Raw genomic sequence first — 374 nt, forward strand, 5'->3', positions numbered from 1 at the left:
AAACCGAGGACGGACGAGATGTTGATGATGCGCCCGCTTCCCTGGGCGCGCATGTGTGGCAGCACGGCCGTCGTCATCCGGATCGTGCCGAAGACGTTGACGTCGAAGATGCTCTGCGCCTGTGCGACGGAGCTCTCCTCGGCGGCACCCGCTGCACCGATACCGGCGTTGTTGACCAGGACGTCGATCTGCCCGAACTCCTCGATCACCCGTTTGACGACGACGGTGACCGAATCGTCACTGGCCACGTCGAGGTCGAGGAACGTCACCCCGTGGAGAGGGGCGACGCGCGAGGTGTTCCGGCTCGTGCCGATCACATCGAACCCCGCCTCGACGAGCGCGAGCGCGGCTGCCCTCCCGATGCCTGAGGACGC

Annotated in this window: 1 protein-coding gene; it reads right to left on the reverse strand. The window is 66.3% G+C overall.

Translation table 11 applies throughout. From position 1 onward, the window contains the following. On the reverse strand, positions 1–374 hold a 374-nt coding region (locus U9977_RS01505; protein WP_322747319.1), incomplete at both ends, for an SDR family NAD(P)-dependent oxidoreductase.

This window comes from Protofrankia sp. Cas8 (assembly GCF_963555845.1).
GTDB lineage: Bacteria > Actinomycetota > Actinomycetes > Frankiales > Frankiaceae > Protofrankia.